General features: G+C 45.1%; 23 protein-coding genes. 14 read left to right on the top strand and 9 right to left on the bottom strand.

Annotated features, from left to right (window positions below; all coding sequences use genetic code 11):
- Nucleotides 1–127: 127 nt before the first annotated feature.
- The 6 genes from F6J90_RS12760 (at nucleotide 128) to F6J90_RS12735 (ending at nucleotide 5,496) form a co-directional block, all read left to right on the top strand.
- Nucleotides 128–328, top strand: coding sequence for a hypothetical protein (locus F6J90_RS12760; protein ID WP_293093654.1), 201 nt, complete (start codon nucleotides 128–130; stop codon nucleotides 326–328).
- 653 nt (nucleotides 329–981) lie between these two features.
- Nucleotides 982–1,452, top strand: coding sequence for a hypothetical protein (locus tag F6J90_RS12755; protein WP_293093651.1), 471 nt, complete (start codon nucleotides 982–984; stop codon nucleotides 1,450–1,452).
- A gap of 164 nt (nucleotides 1,453–1,616) precedes the next feature.
- Nucleotides 1,617–1,865 carry a hypothetical protein gene (locus tag F6J90_RS12750; protein ID WP_293093649.1) on the top strand — a complete coding sequence of 83 codons (249 nt, stop codon included), beginning with the start codon at nucleotides 1,617–1,619 and terminating at the stop codon, nucleotides 1,863–1,865.
- 686 nt (nucleotides 1,866–2,551) lie between these two features.
- A complete protein-coding gene (locus tag F6J90_RS12745) occupies nucleotides 2,552–3,139 on the top strand; it encodes an IS607 family transposase (protein WP_293093646.1) in 588 nt (195 codons plus the stop codon).
- Nucleotides 3,123–4,268, top strand: coding sequence for a transposase (locus F6J90_RS12740; protein WP_366513748.1), 1,146 nt, complete (start codon nucleotides 3,123–3,125; stop codon nucleotides 4,266–4,268). The genes F6J90_RS12745 and F6J90_RS12740 overlap by 17 nt, the downstream gene beginning before the upstream one ends.
- Nucleotides 4,269–4,539: 271 nt before the next feature.
- A complete protein-coding gene (locus tag F6J90_RS12735; protein ID WP_293093642.1) occupies nucleotides 4,540–5,496 on the top strand; it encodes a DUF928 domain-containing protein in 957 nt (318 codons plus the stop codon).
- On the opposite strand, the gene F6J90_RS12730 is transcribed toward F6J90_RS12735, so the two are convergent.
- Nucleotides 5,467–5,637 (bottom strand): hypothetical protein, encoded by a 171-nt coding sequence (locus F6J90_RS12730; protein WP_293093640.1) that lies wholly within the window; start codon nucleotides 5,635–5,637, stop codon nucleotides 5,467–5,469. The genes F6J90_RS12735 and F6J90_RS12730 overlap by 30 nt on opposite strands.
- A 139-nt stretch (nucleotides 5,638–5,776) precedes the next feature.
- On the opposite strand from F6J90_RS12730, the gene F6J90_RS12725 reads away from it, so the two are divergent.
- Nucleotides 5,777–6,406: an IS607 family transposase gene (locus F6J90_RS12725; RefSeq protein ID WP_293093638.1), complete on the top strand. Its 630-nt coding sequence runs from the start codon at nucleotides 5,777–5,779 to the stop codon at nucleotides 6,404–6,406.
- A complete protein-coding gene (locus F6J90_RS12720) occupies nucleotides 6,393–7,493 on the top strand; it encodes a transposase (RefSeq protein WP_293093635.1) in 1,101 nt (366 codons plus the stop codon). Before F6J90_RS12725 ends, F6J90_RS12720 begins: the two co-directional genes overlap by 14 nt.
- Here the strand turns inward: F6J90_RS12720 and F6J90_RS12715 are convergent.
- From F6J90_RS12715 to F6J90_RS12695, 5 genes are all read right to left on the bottom strand, one after another.
- On the bottom strand, nucleotides 7,474–7,635 hold the full coding sequence (locus F6J90_RS12715) for a hypothetical protein (RefSeq protein WP_293093632.1): 162 nt from the start codon (nucleotides 7,633–7,635) through the stop codon (nucleotides 7,474–7,476). The genes F6J90_RS12720 and F6J90_RS12715 overlap by 20 nt on opposite strands.
- 101 nt (nucleotides 7,636–7,736) lie before the next feature.
- Entirely contained in the window at nucleotides 7,737–7,859 is a 123-nt protein-coding gene (locus F6J90_RS12710; protein ID WP_293093629.1) for a hypothetical protein, read from the bottom strand.
- The gene (locus tag F6J90_RS12705) at nucleotides 7,850–10,849 is read right to left on the bottom strand and encodes a CHAT domain-containing protein (RefSeq protein ID WP_293093626.1); all 3,000 of its coding nucleotides are present in this window, start codon (nucleotides 10,847–10,849) and stop codon (nucleotides 7,850–7,852) included. Before F6J90_RS12705 ends, F6J90_RS12710 begins: the two co-directional genes overlap by 10 nt.
- On the bottom strand, nucleotides 10,798–11,226 hold the full coding sequence (locus F6J90_RS12700) for a hypothetical protein (protein WP_293093624.1): 429 nt from the start codon (nucleotides 11,224–11,226) through the stop codon (nucleotides 10,798–10,800). The genes F6J90_RS12705 and F6J90_RS12700 overlap by 52 nt, the downstream gene beginning before the upstream one ends.
- 115 nt (nucleotides 11,227–11,341) lie before the next feature.
- Entirely contained in the window at nucleotides 11,342–16,714 is a 5,373-nt protein-coding gene (locus F6J90_RS12695; RefSeq protein ID WP_293093622.1) for a LamG-like jellyroll fold domain-containing protein, read from the bottom strand.
- 40 nt (nucleotides 16,715–16,754) lie between these two features.
- Here F6J90_RS12695 and F6J90_RS12690 point away from each other — a divergent pair, with 40 nt between their 5' ends.
- Both F6J90_RS12690 and F6J90_RS12685 read left to right on the top strand, forming a co-directional pair.
- Nucleotides 16,755–16,919: a hypothetical protein gene (locus F6J90_RS12690; protein ID WP_293093620.1), complete on the top strand. Its 165-nt coding sequence runs from the start codon at nucleotides 16,755–16,757 to the stop codon at nucleotides 16,917–16,919.
- Nucleotides 16,858–17,046 carry a hypothetical protein gene (locus F6J90_RS12685; protein WP_293093618.1) on the top strand — a complete coding sequence of 63 codons (189 nt, stop codon included), beginning with the start codon at nucleotides 16,858–16,860 and terminating at the stop codon, nucleotides 17,044–17,046. The genes F6J90_RS12690 and F6J90_RS12685 overlap by 62 nt, the downstream gene beginning before the upstream one ends.
- 106 nt (nucleotides 17,047–17,152) lie before the next feature.
- Here the strand turns inward: F6J90_RS12685 and F6J90_RS12680 are convergent, their stop codons facing one another.
- From F6J90_RS12680 to F6J90_RS12670, 3 genes are all read right to left on the bottom strand, one after another.
- Nucleotides 17,153–17,377, bottom strand: a complete 225-nt coding sequence (locus F6J90_RS12680) for a hypothetical protein (RefSeq protein ID WP_293093615.1) — start codon at nucleotides 17,375–17,377, stop codon at nucleotides 17,153–17,155.
- Between the two features lie 64 nt (nucleotides 17,378–17,441).
- Entirely contained in the window at nucleotides 17,442–18,821 is a 1,380-nt protein-coding gene (locus F6J90_RS12675; protein WP_293093612.1) for a transposase, read from the bottom strand.
- Nucleotides 18,822–19,073: 252 nt separating this feature from the next.
- Nucleotides 19,074–20,003 (bottom strand): pentapeptide repeat-containing protein, encoded by a 930-nt coding sequence (locus F6J90_RS12670; protein WP_293093609.1) that lies wholly within the window; start codon nucleotides 20,001–20,003, stop codon nucleotides 19,074–19,076.
- Nucleotides 20,004–20,207: 204 nt separating this feature from the next.
- On the opposite strand from F6J90_RS12670, the gene F6J90_RS12665 reads away from it, so the two are divergent.
- Genes F6J90_RS12665 through F6J90_RS12650 form a run of 4 tightly spaced genes read left to right on the top strand, consistent with a single transcriptional unit; the run spans nucleotide 20,208 to nucleotide 22,783 of the window.
- A complete protein-coding gene (locus F6J90_RS12665) occupies nucleotides 20,208–20,594 on the top strand; it encodes a hypothetical protein (protein WP_293093607.1) in 387 nt (128 codons plus the stop codon).
- Between the two features lie 5 nt (nucleotides 20,595–20,599).
- Nucleotides 20,600–22,387 (top strand): metallophosphoesterase, encoded by a 1,788-nt coding sequence (locus F6J90_RS12660; RefSeq protein ID WP_293093604.1) that lies wholly within the window; start codon nucleotides 20,600–20,602, stop codon nucleotides 22,385–22,387.
- Between the two features lie 19 nt (nucleotides 22,388–22,406).
- Nucleotides 22,407–22,619, top strand: a complete 213-nt coding sequence (locus tag F6J90_RS12655) for a hypothetical protein (protein ID WP_293093602.1) — start codon at nucleotides 22,407–22,409, stop codon at nucleotides 22,617–22,619.
- A complete protein-coding gene (locus F6J90_RS12650) occupies nucleotides 22,613–22,783 on the top strand; it encodes a hypothetical protein (RefSeq protein ID WP_293093600.1) in 171 nt (56 codons plus the stop codon). Before F6J90_RS12655 ends, F6J90_RS12650 begins: the two co-directional genes overlap by 7 nt.
- Nucleotides 22,784–22,813: the final 30 nt, after the last annotated feature.

Below are 22,813 nucleotides of genomic sequence, written 5' to 3'. Positions count from 1 at the left end.
ATCAATTCCTAATTTTTGATTGATTATTTATACTATAGCGGTTTTTAAGCTGGTAAGGTACAAGTTTTTGGGTTTTAGGGAACAGGGAGCAGGGAGCAGGGAGCAGTAAACTCAGAAGAGGGAAGAGGTGAAAAATTCTGTGTACCTCATTAGGCTAAAAACCGCTATATTCCTATCTTATCAATTAGTCCTCCTGCTATTCCTAATTTGTAAGCATTCAGCTATCAGCCTTGGCCTTTGGCCACGCTACTTGAGGTGCTATCAGCCTTGGCCTTTGGCCACGCTACTTGAGGTGCTATCAGCCTTGGCCTTTGGCCACGCTACTTGAGGTGCTATTAGCCTTGGCCTTTGGCCACGCTACTTGAGGTGCTATTAGCCAAAGGCTTGTGGCCATGCTACTTGAGGTACTTTTAAATAAAATAAGCTGACGGCTGACCGCTGAGAGCTGAATGCTTAAAATAAGCTGACGGCTGACCGCTGAGAGCTGAATGCTTACCCTAATTTTTCTAGATTATTGACTATTATTTATTTTTTTTTAAGACACTATTTTTAGCTGATTTATATTTTTAATAACAAGGTGCTCATTTCACTTGTTCATGGATTATTACCTCAGTAATTACACTTATCATGGATTATTACCTCAGTAATTACACTTAAATAAGTATACCTCCTACTTATCACGTTTTATGCTACAAAACTAAGTGCAGTGGGATATGGATACTAGTGTTATATACCAGCAAATCCAATATTTACAGGACTTTTGGGCTGCTTTAGTACATTTGTACAAGGGGAATTTATTAATAAAGTAAAAAAAATTTTTTGAAGTCTTGACAATCAAAAAAAGCCTGGTTATGTTGAAACAGTTAAACAAATTGGTCGTGGTAAAGATGTAGTGATTTTGCTACGGTCTGGTCAAGGTTTCGGGGGCTAAAATCACTACTTGTGTACCACTACCAACAAATTAAATTCAGGGTTCAATTAATGTACAGGAAACTTAAAACTCTCGTATCATCTTTATTGTTTGGTCTGTTTGTATTGACCATGAGCTTTAGCTTCGGAGCAAATCCCACATTTGCTTCCCCCTTAGCACCTGAAGGTTATTTTTTCGTGCAGGCTACTAACGAAGCTGGTGTTACAGAGACCTCCACAAGCTTTGCTGATGTGAAAGTTAGCTTTGAAGGGTCTGGACAATGGAGCTATGGCGATCCTCAGCGTGAATTTGGAGCTTGTGGGGATCCGGAGTACGCTTATCAAAGTGGGATGACCTATCCTGATAAAACATCATTCTCCCTAATAGCAGACTGCGGCTCAGCAGGTGTCTATGAAGTCTGTGATAACACTGTGATCACCTTAGCTCCGGCGGAAACCTGTAACTTTAAGATGAACGATTCTCCAGGTGGATATTACAACAACGATGGTGCCTTGATTGTGAGCTACAACATTTTTGATTAAGGTTTTCAAGATTATAAAGTTGCCTTGATGCCTTAAGTATCTGACCAGCACCTGAAACCAGATCTTATTTGTCAGTTTGCCAATGCCCCTTGCCCTTAATTCGTTTTGGCAAGGGGCTGTTTTTGGTAAATAAATCAGCCATGAATGCCCCTTGCCCCTAATGAGTGCATCTCAGTTTTGAAATTAGACAAAAATTCGGGCGAAAATTCCCGCGCCCGGGCCCCACACTCCCCACACTCCCCACACTCCCCACACTCCCCACACTCCCCATCTCCCCATCTCCCCAAACCTCCCACACTTCCCTCTGTTTCCCTACTCCCGACTCCCTAAAATCCCAAACTTGTGTACCTCAGAGAACTGCTATCGTAAGCATTCAGCCGTCAGCGGTCAGCCGTCAGCTTTCCATAACTTAGATTAAACTTTTGCTTACTTGTTTGATTCAAAAGTTCCGTAGCGTCCTAATCGCCCATAAGCACATCAAGTAGCGTGGCCGTAGCGCATAAGCACATCAAGTAGCGTGGCCGTAGGCCTTTAGCTGATAGCTGATAGCTGAATGCTTACCTGCTATCTAGCATTTTCAAATGAATTGTAAATAAGGATGACAGTTTTTTCGATTCCCAAAATCCCTATAAACTTGATTAGCTCTTGCCTATTGCTAGCATGCCTATTCCCTTTACTAATCGCGATTATGTTTACATCTCAAATGTAAAGGCTAAATTTCTCACAAGTCTAGATAATTTTGAGAAAAAGGTTATTGGGTAAGCATTCAGCCGTCAGCCGTCAGCCGTCAGCCGTGGGCTTTTGGCCCACGCTACTTGAGGTGCTGACGTAACATAGATTAAACCAATGCTTACTTGTTTTATTCAAAAGCTGATACGCGACACGCTGATAACTGATAGCTGATACGCGACACGCTGATAGCTGAATGCTTACGTTATTGGTTTAAAGATTGAGTGAATTTGACTACAAGTAGAGAAATTAGTCGGGATTGATATGTAATAATATTTTTGGTAAATAAATCAGCCATCAAGGCTTGTGACAGTTGAAAAAAGTGTCCCTTAATATCCCAAAATCTGCTACTAATTGGTAGATTTAAGGGATGGCACTTATACCACGACCTAAGGCGGTCGAACTTACGGGACTCTCTAGGAACACTCTTCGGAAGTACGCAGACAATGGAACCATTAAATGCGAAAAAAACCCAGGAGGCACCAGACTCTTTGATACAGAAAGCTTGCTTAGTCTTGGACGACGGCAATCAAGACAACCAGCAACCGTCTGCTATTGTCGAGTCAGCAGTAGTAAACAAAGAGACGACCTCGCTAGACAAATCGCATATATGCATTCCCTCTTCCCGGAAGCGGAAATTGTCAAGGACATCGGATCAGGTCTCAACTACAAAAGAAAAGGTCTTAGAGCCATACTGGAACGGCTTATGCACGGAGATCAGCTCACAATTGTTGTTGCCTGTAGAGACCGACTTACCCGATTTGGGTTTGAACTCTTTGAATACTTGGTCAGTATCAACGGTGGAAAAATCCTGGTTCTCGAGCAACCTGAAAGTTGTCCAGAATCAGAACTTACCGCAGATATTCTCTCCATCATTCACGTCTTCTATTGCCGCGTTCACGGACTCCGAAAGTACGGTCAAAAAATCAAAAAAGATTCGAGTGTTCCTAAGCCCTGAGCAACGATTAATAGTTCGCCAGTGGTTCGGAGTGTCCCGTTACGTTTTCAATAAAACCGTCAAAATACTTTGCTCCGTAGGAGCCGCTACGCGAACAGATGGCGAGACCAAAGCTAATTGGAAAGCTATCAAAACTGGCATACTAAATGACCTCCCTGAGTGGAGTAAGACAGTGCCTTATCAAATTAAATCCATAGCGATCAAGGATGCTTGTACCGCTGTCAGGGAGGCCAAGAAAAAATATCAGAAAACTAAACAGATTAATCGGGTTAGATTTAGGTCTCGCAAAAATCCTGTTCAATCTTGCTATATCCCTAAGTCGGCTGTCTCAGTTCAAGGGATTTATCACACCAAACTAGGTGGTTTAACCTTTGCTGAGACACTTCCCGATAATATCTGTGATTGTCGATTGACTAGCACCAACGGGGACTATTACCTAGTAGTCCCTTACAAGACGACTCAAGTTAAAACCGAGAACCAAGGTAGAGTAGTCAGTTTAGACCCCGGTGTTAGGACATTTTTAACCTTTTTCAGTCAAACTTCCGTTGGCAAAATAGGCCATGGTGACTTTTCTCGGATTCAGCGCTTATGTCAGCACCTAGACAACCTAATCTCAAAAATTAGTAAAGCTAAAGGTAAGCGAAAACGTCGAATGAGAAAAGCCGCTAGGAGGATGGTGATCAGAATTCAGAACCTAGTTCAGGATCTGCACCACAAGGCGGCCAGGTTCTTGGTTGACAACTTTGATGTAATATTGCTCCCCACCTTTGAGACTTCTGAGATGTCCAAGAAGCAGAACCGAAAACTTAGATCTAAAACGGTTCGCAATATGCTAACATTCGCCCATTATCGGTTTAAAGAGTTTCTGAAGCATAAAGCAGCCGAAAACGGGAAGATCGTTGTTGATGTCTGCGAAGCCTACACTAGCAAGACTGTTAGTTGGACTGGCGAGTTAGTCAATATTGGTGGCAGCAAAATCATCAGGTCAAAGATTGATAACCAAGTAATGGATCGTGATATTAATGGCGCTCGCGGGATATTCCTAAGAGCTTTGGTAGATACACCCTGGCTGAGTAATCAGCTTGCATTGGCGAGCCTTGATTTGCCTTTGGTAGATTCTGGTAGCTAAAAAGTATCGGTTAACTACGTCATTGTTCTCATAGCTACCAACCTGAAGGCGTAAACGAAAAGACACCCAGGTTGAGGTCAGCACTTGAGTCTAGCATTTGCAGATAGATTGGGAAATGCTCTATATCCCCTCGCTAAGGGTGGCCGTAGGCCAATCCGTGGGGAAAGCGAAATTGATAAGAAATGTAAACGTTTGCAGAAAATCCCTGAGTAAAGGCTGATAAAGATTATGGAATCCTTTAAAAAAATTAACGTTTGTCAAACCTCTCAGTATGTATAAACTCAAGCTAGCGTTGCACAAACCTTCTTTGATCTTGGCAGTTGCCTGGGTACTACTTAATTTCACCATTTACCCTCTACGAGCGCGTTCCCATAGCGTGGCCGAAAGGCCATCGCAGTCTGTTGCCCTAAACAACAACTCTGTCAGGGATAGTTTATCCTTACCCGATACCCCATCAGCTGAAACAGATCTAGACTTTGAAGGTGATGGCAGAACTGATCAGATCACAACAGCTGGAGGACGTTTATATTTCCTCCCGCCAGACTACACTACACCAAATGCTACAGAACAGGAAAGCTTTGATGATGTGGGCAGACCACCGAAACGGACATCAGGAGGATCACGTGGTCTGTGTTCGGATCAGCTGATTGCTATAGTCCCTGGTAGTAGCGAGATTGTCGAGGCAACCGGAAACTGTAGTAATGACTCGAACTCTTCCGTAGCACTAACCTTAGCTGAGTCTCCTACCTTTTGGTTTTATGTTCCTGAACAGTCTACTCCTGAACTAACGGTAGAGTTTGTACTGCTCAATCAGAACCAACAGGCTGTACTAGTAAAATCGATGACCTTATCTGGAACTCCTGGTATTGTCCGTGTTCCCTTGAACCAACCCCTAGAAACTGACCAGCTATATCGATGGCAGTTCTCTGTTTTAGTTAATCCCCAAAACCCGTCTGGGAATCCGGCGGTGGAAGGATTAGTCAAACGCATCACACCAGACTCTAGCCTCAGTAGTAAGCTAAACGCTGCTACTTCGCCACGGGACCGTATTGCTATTTATGCCAGTCACGGTATTTGGCATGATGCGATGACAGCCTTAGCTGAACTACGGTCCCAGAAACCAGAGGATTCTAGGTTAGAACGGGATTGGCAGGATTTCCTAGGTTCCGTGGGTTTGCGTGCGATCGCATTCAAACCTCTAGTTGATTGTTGTACGACAAAGGAGTAGGGAGTAGGGAGTAGGGAGTCGGGAGTAGGGAGCAGGGAGTCGGGAGTCGGAACCCACCCCTAACCCCTCCCAGGAGGGGAACGGGAGTCGGAACCCACCCCTAACCCCTCCCAGGAGGGGAACGGGAGTCGGGATCAACAATTATCACAATTCCTACACCGATCCCTATATAGCACTACGCATTAAAGTTAGGAGGTGCAACTATTAGCCAGATATCTCACTAAGCCTTAGCAAACCTTACTAAAGTTTAGTATACTAGATTTAGTAAGGTTAACGGTCAATGAAAAAATATGTCACTCCAAAAGAGGCAGCCGAGCACCTCGGAGTCTCGATCTCAACTCTTAGGCGGTGGGACAAAGAGGGTAGACTCGACAGTATCAGGACAAAAGGGAATCAAAGGCGGTTCTGTGTCCAAGGAGAAGCTCCGCAAAGTAAGCCCATTGTCGCTTATGCAAGGGTCTCTACGCACTCCCAGCGGGACGACCTCGATAGGCAAGCTGAATTTTTACGGTCAAAATACCCAAACGCAGAAATTGTTACAGAAGTTGGATCGGGACTCAATTTTAAACGGCGCAAGTTCCTCAAAATATTGGAACGAATATACAGCTCTGATATCTCAGCATTTGTCGTCGCCTATCCAGACAGAGCAGTTAGATTCGGCTTTCCATTGCTTGAGTGGTTATGTCAAAAAGGTGGAGTCAAACTCGTGGTTCTCCATGAAGGCAAACTATCCCCAGAGCAGGAACTCGTCGAAGATATCTTGTCCATCCTCCACTGTTTCTCTGCTAGGCTTTACGGACTCCGAAAGTACCAAAAACAAGTCACGCAAGCGGTACAAGAAAAAACCTCGGAACCAGACGGTGAAGTTGACACCAAACAGTGTCTTGAAGATCAGGGTGTTTCCATCTAAAGAGCTTCACAGGGTATGGAAAACTTGGCTTAATGCATACAGGTGGATCTATAACTGGTCGATTGCTACTATCAAAAACGGCTACCAAGGTAGTGCTTACGATTTGCAGAAATTAGCTAGGAAAGCAGATAGGCCGGAGTGGGTAAAAACCCTACCAGGCCATCAACTACAAGAAGCTGTTGCCGATGCGATCGATGCCGTCAAACAAGCCAAGGCTAATGGGGGTTTTGCCAAATTTAAATCCTGTCGGCAAACAAGCCAAGTAATCAAATTCAAAGCTGGAAATTTCAAAAAAGGTTCCTGGTATCCAACAAAAGTCAAAGGCTTATCCTTCCGTTCACCTCAAGGTTTCCCTGATGAATGTATCTACGGTACTCAATTAGTTTGGATTAAAGGCAAATGGTACGGAATTTTTCCTGAATATATTGAGCCTACTCCCACGCCTAGGGATCGAGTAATAGCTTTGGATCCAGGTGTTAGAACATTTCTTACTGGTTTTGACGGTGAAAATTACATTGAAATAGGTTCTGGGGATATTGGTAGGATTCAAAGACTCTGTCAGGAGTTAGATCGGTTAATGAGTCGTATTGACTTAAGCTCTGCCAAACGGCAGAGACGAGCAATGAGGAATGCTGCTCACCGTTTACGTCAAAAGATTCAAAATCTAATTAAGGACACCCGCAACAAGTCAGCTTCTTTCCTTGTTAGTAATTACAAGCTCATCTTTTTACCAACGTTTGAGACATCTGAGATGGTAGTAAAGTCAGCTAGAAAATTAAACAAGAAGACAGCTCGCAATCTGCTTACCTGGAGTCATTACAAATTCCGCCAACATTTGATACAAATGGCAGATCGGCATGATGTAAGGGTGGTATTAGTTAATGAATCTTACACGAGCAAGACTTGTCCGGAGTGCGGTCATATTCACGAAAAATTAGGCGGTAATAAAAAATTCCAATGTCCAAAATGTGGCTTCTCGTTACCACGGGATTGGAATGGCGCACGGAACATAATGATTCGTGCTTTGTCGGCAACAACCACCAGGTTTTCCCCTGGTGCTATACAGGTCATTCCTGCTGATGAGTAGGTTTGTACAGGTTAAATGTTGCACAAGCCTCCCCATCTCCCCATCTCCCCACACCTCCCCATCTCCCCATCTCCCCACACCTCCCCCAATTCCCGATTCCCGATTCCCGATTACTTTGTGGTAATTCTGAGGAAGCTATCATCAACAGGCAACTTTGGAGCTTTGAACAGTGGACAAGAATTGAGCAAAACACGATCAGCGAGCCCGTGGGTGGTGCATTACTCAGCATTCGTTTAATTTGAGTTAGGTCACAGGGTCGAAGCCTGTGCCACAAAGCTGATAGCTGATAGCTGATAGCTGACCCCGATTCCCGATTCCCGATTCCCGATTCCCGATTCCCGATTCCCGATTCCCGATTACAGCCAATTTCCCACTAAAACATAGGCTCCCCAGAACAATGGAGCTTTATAACCAGGTTCTTTTAAGAGATTAACTTGAGCACGGCGCAAGGCTTCAGCTTTGGTAACCGTTGCGCCAGAAGCAGCTAATTCTTCGTAAAAAAATGTCATCAGTTTAGCGGTAGATTCATCATTAATGAACCATAGGGAAGCCAGAGTACTCCTGGCTCCTGACTGAATCGCTACTCCGGCCAATCCTAAGCTAGCACGACTATCACCATCGGCAGTTTTACAAGCACTTAGCACTAGTAATTCAATTGCCTCTAAACTATTTTCACTTCTGTTCTGGATGACATTGCTTAAATCCTTGATATTGATTCGCTTATCCCACGCCAGCAGAAAGGTATCGTCTGGATCTGAACTAAACTGACCGTGAGTGGCTAAATGCACCACAGGAAATGGCACCGAACTGATTAACTCTTGCCATTTCTGACTGGTAAAGTCCTGATTGAGCAATTGCTGACTGGGAATTTGGGATTTAATTTCCCCTAATTCTGTTTTAACAAAGGGTATGTCAGCGAAACCTTGATGATCAGCCAAATCCTCGCGCATGTCTGACAGTCCAAAGGCTAAGGCATTTAACTCTACTTGAGCTAAGGGTTTGGGCTCCAGTAAATTCAAACCAGGAATCAGTGCGATCGCATAGCCTTTTTCTACTATATACTGTTCACCATCATGAAGGGTAGCCATGGGAACATTGCGAAATCCACCATCAAGAACAAATACTAAGGTTTTAACTTGATTGGCTTCGAGCAACTCTTCCGCCGGTCGAATTAACCAGTCATAAACCTGTTTGGATAAAGCTCGACTGTTTTTAGAAATAAAACGTTTTTCTAGCTCTATACGCAGACTTTCTAAGGTTTGCTCAAGTTTAGCTTTAGGTAAAGCAGTGGTATAGTGAATAAATTCTCCTGATTTTGGTAATTTCACGATCACCGCTAACCGGTCATCCAGAATAATCGGATAGACTAATGCTGCACTCGGATCGATTTCCTGCTCGGCCAATTCCACAATGTCAGAAAGGTTACACCCCAGAAAATTCTCAATTTGGGCTAGCTGGAGAGAGTCAATTGCTTCGGTAGCTTGCTTGAGCTTGTTATCTGCGATCCGGTTATCTGGAATCCGTTTATTTGCGATCGGTTCAGCGCTTTGCTCGTCCTGCAATAGTAAATCCACTAATTCTCGATAGACTTGCTCAACATTTTCTCGAAAGGAAAACTGCACATCTGAACTAAGAGCCAGTAAATCTTGGCGGAGAGAATCTAGGGTTTTGACCGTTGCTTGGTAAGCGGTGATCGCTTCTTCAGTTTTTCCCAGAGCTTGATAAATTCGTCCTAACTGCCATTGCCATTGATAGGCAATGTCATCCCCTTGAATTCCTTGAGCTAAGGTGAGGGCTTTTTCGGTAAATTCTTGAGCTTGATACCATTGCTGAGTTTGTTCATAGAGCTTCCCAAGGGTACCGAGGGCATAGGATTCGGCTCGTTTATCGTCCAAAAGTTGAGCCTCTTGGAGAGCTTTGACTAAAGTATGGGCAATTTCGTAAGGCTGAAGGATAAAGGATGACCGCTGAAGATTGTCTTGATGGTTGTTCGATTTTAGCTCATAGCTGATCAGGCTTTCGACAAAATTGATTTGAGCATAGATTGCGGTTCGACTAGCTGGTAATTTAGTTATCTCGCTGTTGAGTAATTCCTTGACTTGGTCATTAATTTGAGATTTCACGTCTTGGATATTTGGGCTTTGATTATCATTATTATCTTCATTGTTTAAATTCTCTAACCAATTGTGGTAATCAATGAGTAGACTTAATTGCTGTAGTTTTGGTTCAATGTCTAAGCTGGTTGATGCTGATGATTTGCTTGACTCTTGAAGAGATTCTTGATAGTATTTTAGAGCATGATTAACCTGAGCGATAACCTTTTTTTTAACTTCTTTTTGATCAGTTCTCAGCCTCTTTCTGGTGTATAATTGTTTATAGTGGTTGTACCAAGAACGTTCTGTATCCCCCAAACTCAGTAAGGTCTCTCGTTTTTCCAGAGGAGGTTGAGCTACTTTCAAACTTGCCTTAAGCACTTGCTGAGAGTGGTTCAAGTCCCCGAGGAGACGGAGACTATTCCCAAGGCTACGTAAGCCCAGGATTTTAATCTGGGGATCAGGGGTTTGTTGAAAGGTTTGCAGCACCGTTTCAAACCGTTCTTGATTGGACAAATCGCAATTATTGTCCAGCTTTAAGGCTTGTAATAAGGTTTTACAGGTGCGACGGTAAAGTCCTAAGGCTTCCATCGCTTGAGCTTGATTAATTAGGGTACCTGTAATGCCAATGTCATCTTTTAATTGTTGATAAATCTCAGTAGCGAATTGCCAGGCTTCTAGAGCAGTGTCTGGTTGTCCTAAGGCTAATTCTAGACTACCTAGGGTGTTGAGAGCTTGGGCGTGGATTTGCTGGTAGTCTGGGCTATCCCTGAGATCTGATCCGGTCTCTAACAGGTCGAGGCTAAATGCGATCGCATCTTCTGCATCAAACCACTGTTGCAGTTTCTGGTAAGCCAAGGACAGATAACTCAACGCCATCGCCTGATGTAATATATCCCCTTGGGATTCATAGGCTTGTGCTGCTTGTTTCCAAGTGCTTGCTGCTTGATTAAACTGACCGTTGGTGTAGAATTCTCTGCCTTGTTCCACTAATTCTGACGCTGACCAATCTTGAGGAATTGGCTTAACAGTGGTGGGATAGGATAAGACCGGGAGGATGCCAATGGGTATAACTAAATTTAGGAGAAAAAAAATTAGGGCTTGGGTGCCAACTAGGGTCGGGCGAAGCATGGGGACGCTAAATCTAGGGTTTCTATTTTTAATTATCTCTTGAATGAAGTGTAGTGTTTCACAGTAAGGCTGAGGTAAATCTAAATTTTTGGCATTGCTGAGGGGCGGGATGAATATGAGTGGGGTGGGCATCTTGTCTGCCTGAGGGAGGATACAGGCAAGATGCCTGTTCCACCAAGATGCTGGGCAGGATACAGGCAAGATGCCTGTTCCACCAAGATGCTGGGCAGGATACAGGCAAGATGCCTGTTCCACCAAGATGCCGGGCAGGATACAGGCAAGATGCCTGTTCCACTAAGATGCCCCTGGGAATGAAACAGGCAAGATGCCTGTTCCACCAAGATGCCGGGCAGGATACAGGCAAGATGCCTGTTCCAACAAGATGCTGGGCAGGATACAGGCAAGATGCCTGTTCCACCAAGATGCCTGTTCCACCAAGATGCCTGTTCCACCAAGATGCCTGTTCCACCAAGATGCCGGGCAGGATACAGGCAAGATGCCTGTTCCACTAAGATGCCCCTGGGAATGAAACAGGCAAGATGCCTGTTCTACACTGCATCCCTATTCCCTGCTCCCTGCTCCCTGCTCCCTACTCCCTATTCCCTGTTCCCTACTCCCTACTCCCTACCGCAAATAACAAGACCCAGGCACCTGCCTAAATCCATCCGGTGTCACAGTAGTTGGATAAGCAGTAAGAAAGATATTGCCTTCAGCATCAATCATGATGCCTTGAGCTTCTATAATCCGTTTTGGCTTAGGGGTAGTGGGGGGCTGAACGGGGGGCTTAACCAATGCAGTACGGGAGCGGTAACGTCCACGGGTAGTGGGACGGCGTATATCTTCCCAAGGGCTATTGCTGCTGATTTCACCTGGGCGAGGGGGTATGCCGCCACGTCCAGTATTGATAAACCTACTGCCAGTACTATTACTCGGTTGACAGCGCTGGTCAAATTGAGGCTGGGCTGGGTCCGTGGGTAAGCTGTTGGGCTCTCGCTCCAGAAAGTCATTTTCGGTGTTGATATTGACCACACCGTCTGTAGTACCAGAGGCATCTATATCATTGGTGCCATTGTCTGGGATGGCTTTGCGCTCTTCAATATCACCAAAAATGCTGAAGGCATTGATAGTGATATTACCCCCTTGACCCTCTGGAGCTCTAGCAATGATATCGCTACCGTTAGAACCAGTTGGGGGGAACACAATCAGGAATGGATTATTATTAATCGTGATATTACCTCCGGTGATATTACCTCCGGTAGCTTCTGATGATAAAGCCTCTGCTGAGATCAAACTTTCGTTTTTGAGCTGTATTAGGTCTGATATGTTTAGTATGATATCGGCTGCTGATGTCCCATCATCGAGGTTTTCAGCAGTTTCAGCGAAAAGTCTTCCTTTATTGAGCAACAGGGAATTAGCCGTAATGTCCAGATTACCTGCTCTCCCTTCCTTACTGCTTACTGTTATTATTCCTCTCTCCTCAACCTTCAGGGAATTAGTATTTATGGTGATACCACCAGCTTGAGCTGTCTGACTGCTTACGTTTATTTCCCCTCTCTCCTCAACCTTCAGGGAATCAGTATCGATGGTGATTTCACCAGCTACACCACTGAAATTGCCTGAGCTGCTAGACACTAAACCACTGGCAAGGTCACTCTTAGTGGGACTAACTCCAGAGATAGTAATGTCATCAGCTTTGACTTTAATGTTGCCAGCATTTGCTGCACGTTCAGAGAAGGATTCCGGAGATACACCAAGATTTAGTTGGCCCAGTAAGAAGTGACTAGTGATGCTTTCAGGGGATAAGGCTTTGTCATAGACTGCGACTTCATCAATCACACCATTAAATGCTTGGTCACCAATGTTCCGCCAAGCCCCGATTAAGAAACGGGGGTCTTGACCTTCAAAAGCACCTTGGTCGTTACCTGTGACTCTCTTACCATTGACAAAAATGGTATTTCTGTCGGAGATTTGGTCGTAAGTAGCTACAATGTGATACCAAGTATCTGGTTCAATGACGTTGTTTAGTGTTTCCAAGTCATCGGGAAAGTCACCAAAACGGACAGACCCGTTACTGGTCACTCTGAAATATAGACTGTCACCGTCACCATCGTTTCGGTTATTGCTTGGATGTATCCCAACATAGGATTGCTCTTTTAGTTCGTCTGGCTTGACCCAGGCTTCTACGGTGAAGGATTTATTGCTGATATCTAATTCTGAACCTGGTGCAATAATACCAACATCCACAGCATCATTGTTGCCATCAAATTCTCCTGCTGTGCCTGATATTCCTGGAACTCCCTGAGTTACGCCATTCCTGTAAGTACCGTCGAAGCCATTGCCAGAACTGTCAACAGCCGTGATCGAAGTGGTTTCGTCCAAACGCCAATAGGCTACTGGCTGATCTGCTAGCACAAATTCTTGATAGGACTGGTTGGTGAAATCAGAATCTAGAACTGCTTGACTTACACCTAAGGTTCCTGCTTCCACCCGCCCACCATTAATAAGGGATAGGGAGGAAGTAGTGATCTCAATATCTCCACCAGTACCAGTAGCTCCCTGGTTTACAGCGCTGGAAATGACTCCATTATTAACAGTTACTGTATTGCTACCGGTTAAGTTTATATTACCACCATCCCCCCTGCCGCTCGTGCCAGCACGTATCCTCCCCCGATCAGTAACTTCAATGGAGTTAGCTTGAATTTCAATATTACCACCATCCCCCTCGCCATCGGATTGAACATCACTAAATATGCCACTACCTGCTCCAATCAGCTCGCTGAATCCGTCAACTAAAACGCGATCGCGAGCTTTTATAGTTATATCACCCCCTTTTCCTGTGCTACGGGTTTGGGAATTTATCAGAGCACCGTTGGTAAAGGAAACTGACCCAGCTTCAATTGATACTTTGCCACCGTCGCCCTCTGCTTGAGGTCTAACTCGACTAAAGATAATACTTGAAAATACATTTTCTTCTCCATTTACTTCATTCTTAGCAGCGCCATCAAATATAACTTCCTCCTCAGCAATAATTGATATGTCGCCAGCATCTCCTATGTCATTGATTTCAGTACTTACTTGACCGCCATTGGTCACAAAAACTGACTTTGCCTCTATCTTGATCTCACCACCCTGACCTTCAGCTTTTGATTGGTTGCGAACCCTTCGGTCTTCTCTATCCGGACCGACCCTAGAGCGCAAACCGCTCGATATATTCCCATTACTTGCTATCCCGTCAATGGTAACTGTCTCGCGAGCTTTGATAGTTATCTCGCCTGCATTTCCTTTTCCCAGGGTGTCAGCTACGACTCTAGCACCATTGCTGATAGTCACCGATTCGGCCTCAATCAATGTCTTCCCTGCGTCGCCGATTGCGTCAGGATTGACTTGGGTCAGAATCGAGTTAATGTTCTTATCAAGGATAACTTGATCCTCAGCAATAATTGTTATATCACCACCATTTCTCTCTCCTTCATCCCGTGCTCTGATCCTCGACTCCAAGGAACCATTCTGATTAATGAACAAAGAGCCTGTGGTAATGGAAATACCACCACTATCACCGGTACCGTTTCTTTCTATGTTGTTTACAATACCAGCATTCCTACCCCTTGTTGCTTGCCCTTCTAAGGTAACTGTGTCATCAGCAACAATAGTTATCTGGCCAGCATCACCTCTGCCATTGGTGTTGGCTTCGATTTGACCGCTCTGGGTCAGGGAGAGAGAGCCAGTGCGAATGGTGATGTTACCACCGTTCCCGACCGCGTCTTGCCTAACGAATTCCCCGACGTTACTCCTAATCCGACTAAATCGATTGCCTGTTGTTTCCGAAACCGTTACGCTATCACTAGCATCGATTTCAATATTGCCCCCAGTGCCTGTACCGTTGAGGTCAGCACTGAGTCTAGCACCATCAAGGATTGATAAGGATTCAGTCTTAATAGTTATCGTACCCCCCTGGCCGCTTGCCCCACGCTCAACATTAACTCTGGCTTCACTGGAGGCTTCATTTTCATTGCCTCGGCTATTCTTTGCCCTCGGTGCCCCTTCAAATATCACTTGACGAGCCTCGATGTTGATATTACCTGCGCTCCCTTCGCCCCGGAGCCCAGCATCAAGGACAGCGCTCTCTGTGACTGAGACAGAATCCCCTTTGATGGTAATATCCCCACTCTTGCCTATGCCTCCGTTGTCCAGACGAGATACTAGTTCAGTGCCGTTGTTATTGGCTTCAGTGCCGTTTCTGCCATCAATGGAAACTGCGCCACTGGCCGTAATGGTAATATCTCCGCCATCAGCTTGACTGTTGCTGTTGGCTCGGATCCTAGCTCCTCGGCGGGCGGTGAAGGAACCGGTTTCAATGGTAATATCTCCAGCTTGGCCAGCATTGGAGGTACTGGTGATTATGTCACTATTTTCAAGGGTGATGTCATCAAGAGTAATTAAGTTAATCTGACCGGCATTACCGGTAGCGCTAGAGGTATTAATGCGATTCGGCGAAGCCGACGCTTCGCGAACGCTTATTTCAATCCCACCTCGATAATCGATAATCACATCACCACTATTTCCGACAAACCCACCGAAATCGTCATCAGTGCGGAGTGTTCCAATTTCAAGGGTGTTAGTAGGATTAGATCCGTTCGGTTGATACTGATTCGTTAAGAATACTAGTCCATTTGGTGCTTGAATCGAGATGTCACCAATGGTAATATCTGCACTAGTAGCAGCAGTCCCAAAGTTAGGCGCAAGGTTGCCAGTATCGGTATTTCCTGGAAAACCCCCCAGTAATGTCCAATCTATGCCAGCACGAATATCTAAGGTAGGTTGGTTACTGCCATCAATTACTACAGACGTTCCGGCTTGGTCAGACAAGGTAACATTAGCCAGACTAGCCAAGAACGGATTGGAGTTATTAGGACTAATGGCATTATCTGCTGTATCGGTAGAGTTAATCTCCAGGTCTCCAACCGTTACACTCCCTCCTGCCAAAATATGTAGTGATGCTCCGGTATAGTTTCCTAAACTGACATCCCCATTGGCCAAAATAATTGGGTCATAGGGACTCAGTAAATTTCCTGGGTTACCATCCAACTGCTCAATACTGAAACTTCCGCCAGCGGTATAGTGAGCATCCCCCGCTACAGGATTATGCGATCGCAACCGTAAATCAGAACCAGCGAATAAACCACTATCGGTATGGTTATGGGCAGCAATATCAATTAACTGATTCCCCTGAATTAGCAGCAAACCACCTGCATTGGCGATAAATGGTTGCGCTACACTATCCCTAATGCTAACCGTATCTTCTCCAAACAGAGTCAAATCCCTACCAGCCTCCAGTTGACCCTGTAAATCCAGATTGCCAGCAGCTAGAGTTAAATCTTGTCCTACTGCTAAATTCCCAGCATTTTGAATTCTTGTCCTGGGGTCATACTTGCCATACTGCAATCCTGGGGTTATATTAATTGTTAGCAGTGGCGGGGCTTCTGGGGATGTGGCACTAAACTCCAGCCCATTACCAAATACCAGGCTATTGGCGGTAGACGCTACAAAGGAACCAGCTACATCTAATCTCGACTGCGCTCCAAACACAATCCCATTAGGATTGAGCAAAAACAGATTTGCTGGCCCATCCACTCCCAAGGTGCCTAGAATATTGGAGAGATTACTTCCAGTTACCCTGGTTAGAATGCTCTCAATTCCAGAAGGATTAGCAAAATAAACCCGTTGCAGTTCCCCGACATTAAATTCCCCAAAACTGTGGAATAGGTTAGCACCACGTTTAGCGCCACCTTCGATCAGATCCCCGATTTCCCCTCGGACAGTGGTATTAGGTATAACCACAGACGATTCTGAACCCAAGGTCCCATCTGGAACAATCTCGGCCAAGGCATAGTTTCCTGACATGGCTACGGTCACCCCACCCAGGGCGATTGCCATTGCCCTGGCCCAACTTGCTGTGAGGGTGATCACTGGTTTTGCTGCACCCATATTCAGTTTCAAGTTATTGCTTGAAATAGCTTCGGCATAATTATAGCAGTTATTGGTACTTTTTAATTTCGGAAGTTGGGAGTCGGGAGTCGGGAGTCGGGAGTCGGGAGTCGGGAGTCGGGAGTCGGGAGTCGGGAGCAGGGGGAGATGGGGAGATGGGGAGATGGGGAGATGGGGAGATGGGGAGATGGGGAGAGATCACCCTACCATCAGCTAGTCATAAGTATATGGGATTGGGCGTTCGCGCAGCGTGGCCTACGGCCACAGCCGACGCTACGCGATCGCATGGTTGTTTAACAGTTAGGCTTTCGCAACGGTTAGGCTTCCGCAACGGTTACCATTAATCAGGATAAGAGCATTGAAAGCTCGTAGATACCCATATTCCGCAGGTTTGTCAGACCAGTAGATAAGATTTTTGGCAGGGAGCACCAAGAAACTGAAGACCCCTTATTATTTAATAATTTCATCATACTGATTGCTGTCATCTTGTTGTTGCTTGATTGAGTTTATAATCTCGTTTAATGGCTTTTGCTTTAGCCACTGATGGCGTTCTTGGGTATAATCACCTTGACCCCAGTTAAAATATTGAATAAACCGAATTGCATCAACAATTCCCAAAGCATCAACTAAGGCTTGATATCCTTGTTTGATAATTTCCTGTTGGGGTTTAATCATGATCGTTATTCTCCATTTGTTTGACATCTCCCCCGGCTGAAGCACGGAGGATTCTACAAGGTTGTTACGTGGCGGGTTGAAACCGCGCCACTTCACAGCTTGTTCGATATGATCTAGAAAGGGATTTAAAAAGATCATGTCGATGTGGGAGTGTCAAAGCTCCCCTACCCACCTTGGTCAGGTCGATACCTAACTGTGTGGCTACTTTTTTCGCTATGTTTGCGGCACCGTTACAATCGGCATTGATCAGGTGTCCAAAAGAAGTTTTGTACAGCCCGCGCCTCATCCTTCTACCTGATGCTTTCCATCCACTGGGTTTTTCACCGTGTTTTGGTAATGGGTCATCATCCAGAAAAGACGCCTTACTGGTGTACGACTCTTCAGTAATTGTTAGCTTGATACCATATTCGGTACAAAGTTGTTTCAGTCTTTCGATTAACCTTTTAGTGGGGATGACTACAAAGTTTTGATTTCCTAGTCGCCCCATATTTAAAGAATCTTTTTGACGTTCGTTCCACCCGATAATTAAATTTCCAATGCGGTCACTTAGGCAGCGATTGATTATAAACCTAGCCGCTTTATTTATCGCATCCCTGATCTGATTGTTTCGTTTTCTTTGCACCCGATCTAGGTTCGCATCCCAGTAAAACTCCGGTTTGCCGGTTTTATACTTCGCGACTAATCTGGCATAACCTTGATTCATTGATTTGAGTTTGCGGCCATCAATGATTAGGCTTTTTCCTTGGGTTGAGACACCAGTTAGCCAGTTATTACCACCGTGGTCAAAACTCCACGCTTGGGAATAGTCTAGGTTAGGATTATTTTCGATCAACTGCTTCTCATCATCAATAACCCAGTCAATCCATAATTGTCCTAGGTACGGGCGAACAGTTACCTCTTTAACCCAATCTGGATCTATAAACCCGGGCGGCTCAAGTGTAATCTCCGTAAGTAATTCTGGTTTGCTCTCTTTACTGATTGACGGGTAAAATAAGCCATTCTTATAAGTCAGCGCTTGCCGAGGAAAAGTAACAGCAGCCAGTCCCCCTTTCTGGCGGTATCTGAGGAGCCTTGGTCTATCTACCTGACCTTTATAGTAAAGACTAACTAGCTGGTTATAACTAGTAATTGATTCGGCTACAGATTTGAGGGTTTGCTGTGCGGACTGAGCAGCCATTGCTTTGTAGTGAGGGCTATCTTTAAGACTTTTGCACAATTCCGCGTATTTAACGCTACACTTGTAAGTTTTCCAGCCGTATCTTAGATCATCCCCTTTCCAGTAAGTCGTAAATGCTTCTGGCTGCTGTTCTAGCCAACCATAATGTTTTTGTTTGGAGTAATACGTAGCACAATTCCATAAACTATTGGCCTGTTCGCACTGAAATAGCCAAAAAGCATTTTCTTCATCTGAAAACTTTGCTTTTAATGGAATTGTTTTGTACACGTCACTATCACCTCCTTCTTTATATTATAACTTATTTGAATGGATACGTCGGGGTAAACCCCGTCGCGGGAGTTTCATCCCCCCTTTAGAAAAGGGGAGCTCTCACGTTCCCGGATCTTTTGGTAGATTCTATCTGTGGCCAAGCTACTGATTGCGCAGCTTGCCCGTAGCGCAATCAGTGCTTTTGAATAAAATAAGCTGAAAGCTGAAAGCTGACCGCTGAGCGCTGATAGCTGATAGCTGAGGTTGCTGTTACCCACAAGGAACATTCAACGCGCCATTTTCCTTGAGCCATTGGCACTGTTGAGCACTTAAGCCTTTAGCATCGGTAAACACTGCACCTGCTACCTCACAGTTAGAGAAATCAACACCATTCCAAATAGTATTCTCCAAAATAGCGTACTGTAAATCAGCATTTTTAAGATTAACCTTAGATAAGCGAGCGCCTTCTAAATTGGCAGAAAATAAAGACGCTTCAGTTAAATCAACATCCTTTAATAAGGCATTTTCCAAACTTGACTCCAGCAACTGAGCACCACGCAAAATCACCTCGGTCAAATCAGCAGCTCTGAGATTAGCAACAATCAGATTAGCAGAGGTTAAATCTGCTCTGACTAAACTAGCACGGCTTAAATTTGCCCGTTCCAAATCAGCACCAAGCCACTTAGTATCGATTAACTGAGCCCCTTCTAAGGTAGCTAGATCAAGGCTTGCTCCACTGAAATTAGCCTCAGGGAAATTCACAGCTCCTAAATTGGCCATCTTGAGATTGGCATTGATAAAGGTTATCCCTTTGCCAGTTGCTTCTCTCAAATCAGCCCTTTCCAGCTGAGCTAAGGACGCCTCAACCCCATCTAGTCTTGCTCCACACAGCTTAGCCTTTGTTGCCCAAGCCCCTCGGAGATTCGCCCCCTCCAAACCAGCACAAGTCAGTTGAGCTTCTGAGAGTTGGGCATAAACCAGAGTGGCCCCGGATAGCTTGGCCCAGCTGAGATTGGCTTGAGTAAAGTCTGTCTCTTGACAAGACGCTCCCGAGAGATTGGCATTACGTAGGTAGGCATGGGCAAAGTCAGCCTTATCTAGATTCAAGCCCTGTAAATCAATATGACTCAGCTCGGCTTTCTGTAACGACAGTCCTTGCTGAAGTTGTTTAACAACTTGATTAGTAGTTAATAATGTCATAGTATTGCTTCTATAAAACCTATAGTCAGTTGGTTTTGTATCTAATTTAACTTTAATCTGACCTCAAATGTAATTATTGCAAGAATATTTTACAGAAATGTTTACGATTCAAAATATACTTTCCACAAAAACAAATTGAGCGTTTGAGGCACTCGAGCAGCCAAAGTATTAGGGAGTCGGGAGTCGGGAGTCGGGAGTCGGGAGTTGGGAGTCGGGAGTTGGGAGTTGGGAGTCGGGAGTCGGGAGTCGGGAATCGGGAGTCGGGAGTCGGGAGTCGGGAGTCGGGAATCGGGAATCGGGAGTCGGGAGTCGGAATGCAGCTCAGTCTTGGGGGAAACCCTTACTCGTGCTTTGCATCAAGACGGGGTAAGAAGCTTGAATCTACCTCATAAGTATGATCAAAATAAGTATGATCAAAGCTATACCAACTTCATCGAAAACTACTTCTTACCTCTGTTGTCCCCCCTATCCCCCCACACTTCCCCCTCTCCCCACACTTCCCCCTCTCCCCACACTTCCCCCTCTCCCCACACTTCCCCCTCTCCCCACACTCTTCTCCCGATTCCCGATTCCCGATTCCCTGCCCTATAGCCTTCATGGTCAAGTTTTCTATCAGTCGCTTTATCCTCATGGCAGCTATAGTGATCGGTGTAATTGTTCTTGTCCCAACTATCAAGCAAATTACCCAGCAGCGAGCCATGACATCCGCTTACGAATTACTAACTGACCCATTCTTACAATTCCCGACAGAAGATTCCGTGCGAGTGGTTTGGTTTACCGACTTTCCTGGCTCCCGCCACACCCTTACCTACGGCACGACCTCTTACCGTAAGGCCACTGCTACTACTACTAAACTCAGCCGCACTCGGGAAGACCAAAAATCCCGAGTCGGCAACCAGACCGAAGACGCCCAACTCTACCAGAAGCCCATCATGCGGGATATTTGGCGTCATGAAGCCATCGTAACTGGACTGACTCCTGGTCAACGCGATCCCTATCAAGTCAGCAGTGTCAAGGAGAATGGGCAAGTTTTCACGAGCAAACTCTATAGCCTCAGTGCTCTCCCAAACCCTGAGACACCCCAGAAAATTCTTCTGACCTCTGACCATCAACTAATGCCCATGACAGCAGCTAATCTCCAGAAGGTGGTAGAAACCGTCGGCCAAATTGATGGAGTGTTTTATGTTGGTGATTTAGTTAATGTTCCTGACCGGGCTTCGGAATGGTTTGATGATAACCGGGGTGGTGCCTTTTTCCCCTGTCTTCAGGGTCGAGCCAATTACCAATTGGAGAAGAATGGAGTTAAAACTACCTACCATGGGGGTGAAATTATTCAAAATGCCCCGATCTTTCCTGTAGTTGGCAATCATGAAGTGATGGGGCGTTTTTCTATGGAAAAGGATTTGAATAGCCAATTCAATGACCCTTTTCCTCGCCCTGCAGCACAAGCCATCTATCGGCAAAAAGCTGAACAGTTAAATCCAGATAATGACCCTAATTATTACCAAGCTTGGCTAAAAAACAATACCTATAATACTGACACTTATAACGAAATTTTTTACCTACCTAATGGCAAACCTTATTATGCCGTAACCTTTGGTAATATTCGCTTAGTGGTGTTGTACATTACTAATATTTGGCGCACATATAGCTTAAGCCCTAATGCCAAAGGTAGGTATCAAGAACGGGAACAAGATTTAGACAATCCCATTGCTTGGGGATACGGACAACATATCTTTGAACCGGTTAGTAAAGGGAGTCCCCAGTACCAATGGCTCCAGGCAGAATTCAATAGCACTGAGTTCCAACAAGCTAAGTATAAAATTGTGATGCTTCACCATCCTCCCCATAGCCTAGGGGGGAATATTGTCCCAGCTTATACTAACCCAGTGCAGATTATTGAGCGGAATCGGGATGGGTTAGTGACAGCAGTGCGTTATGAGTACCCCAAAGACAAGGATTACATCATTCAGGATGTGGTGCCATTGTTAGAAGCTGCTGGTGTGCAGTTGGTGTATTATGGCCATTCCCATTTATGGAATCGCTTTGTTGATGGTAATGGCATGCATTTTTTAGAATCCTCCAATGTGGGCAATAGTTATGGCGCTTATGTTGGTGAGAATAACCGCCCAGTACCAACTGGCTATAAAGAAAACTATTCCGCTACTGGAGACCCAAATGGATTACAGCCAGTGATGCCAACCATAGCGCCATTGTTAGGAGAGAATAACCAGCCCTTGCCTTATATCGCCAGTAATGACGTGACTGTGTTTAGTATCTTGGATACTGGCACCGGTATAGTAACTAGCTATCGCTTTGATACGCGATCGCCTAATTCAGATGTGATTAAATTCGATCAGTTTGAGTTAAGGCCAAGGGATTAGCGTAGGGAGAGGGGGGACTGTGGGAAGTGTGGGGAGAGGGGGGAGTGTGGGAAGTGTGGGGAGATGGGGAGATGGGGAGATGGGGGGAATTTTGATTAAAGGTAATTATCCCGACATTATATTATACAATAATATATTTACTACTCTTGCCTGTTGCCTATTGCCTCTTGCCTGTTGCCTATTGCTAGCTTGCCTGTTGCCTATTGCTAGCTTGCCTGTTGCCTATTGCTAGCTTGCCTATTGCTAGCTTGCCTCTTGCCTCTTGCCTCTTGCCTCTTGCCTCTTGCCTTCCCCTCCTGGTCGGGGTTAGGGGTGGGTTCCTCTTGCCTCTTGCCTGTTGCCTCTTGCCTCTCTAAAAAAATAGACACCCTTAGACATTACTTACAAAATGGGTAATACTATAGAGGTTGTGATTAGATCTACCAT

Source organism: Moorena sp. SIOASIH, from assembly GCF_010671925.1.
GTDB lineage: Bacteria > Cyanobacteriota > Cyanobacteriia > Cyanobacteriales > Coleofasciculaceae > Moorena.
The sequence above is the reverse complement of the archived record's forward strand: the minus strand, read 5'-3'. Positions and strand labels throughout refer to the sequence as shown.

Excerpts from the sequence above, each read along its gene's own strand:
- F6J90_RS12715 (WP_293093632.1), bottom strand. The coding sequence starts at position 7,635 with ATGATAGCTTCCTCAGAATTACCACAAAGTAATCGGGAATCGGGAATC.
- F6J90_RS12735 (WP_293093642.1), top strand. The coding sequence starts at position 4,540 with ATGTATAAACTCAAGCTAGCGTTGCACAAACCTTCTTTGATCTTGGCA.
- F6J90_RS12705 (WP_293093626.1), bottom strand. The coding sequence starts at position 10,849 with ATGCCCACCCCACTCATATTCATCCCGCCCCTCAGCAATGCCAAAAAT.
- F6J90_RS12670 (WP_293093609.1), bottom strand. The coding sequence starts at position 20,003 with ATGACATTATTAACTACTAATCAAGTTGTTAAACAACTTCAGCAAGGA.
- F6J90_RS12745 (WP_293093646.1), top strand. The coding sequence starts at position 2,552 with ATGGCACTTATACCACGACCTAAGGCGGTCGAACTTACGGGACTCTCT.
- F6J90_RS12680 (WP_293093615.1), bottom strand. The coding sequence starts at position 17,377 with ATGATTAAACCCCAACAGGAAATTATCAAACAAGGATATCAAGCCTTA.
- F6J90_RS12755 (WP_293093651.1), top strand. The coding sequence starts at position 982 with ATGTACAGGAAACTTAAAACTCTCGTATCATCTTTATTGTTTGGTCTG.
- F6J90_RS12660 (WP_293093604.1), top strand. The coding sequence starts at position 20,600 with ATGGTCAAGTTTTCTATCAGTCGCTTTATCCTCATGGCAGCTATAGTG.
- F6J90_RS12685 (WP_293093618.1), top strand. The coding sequence starts at position 16,858 with ATGGGGAGATGGGGAGATGGGGAGATGGGGAGATGGGGAGAGATCACC.
- F6J90_RS12725 (WP_293093638.1), top strand. The coding sequence starts at position 5,777 with ATGAAAAAATATGTCACTCCAAAAGAGGCAGCCGAGCACCTCGGAGTC.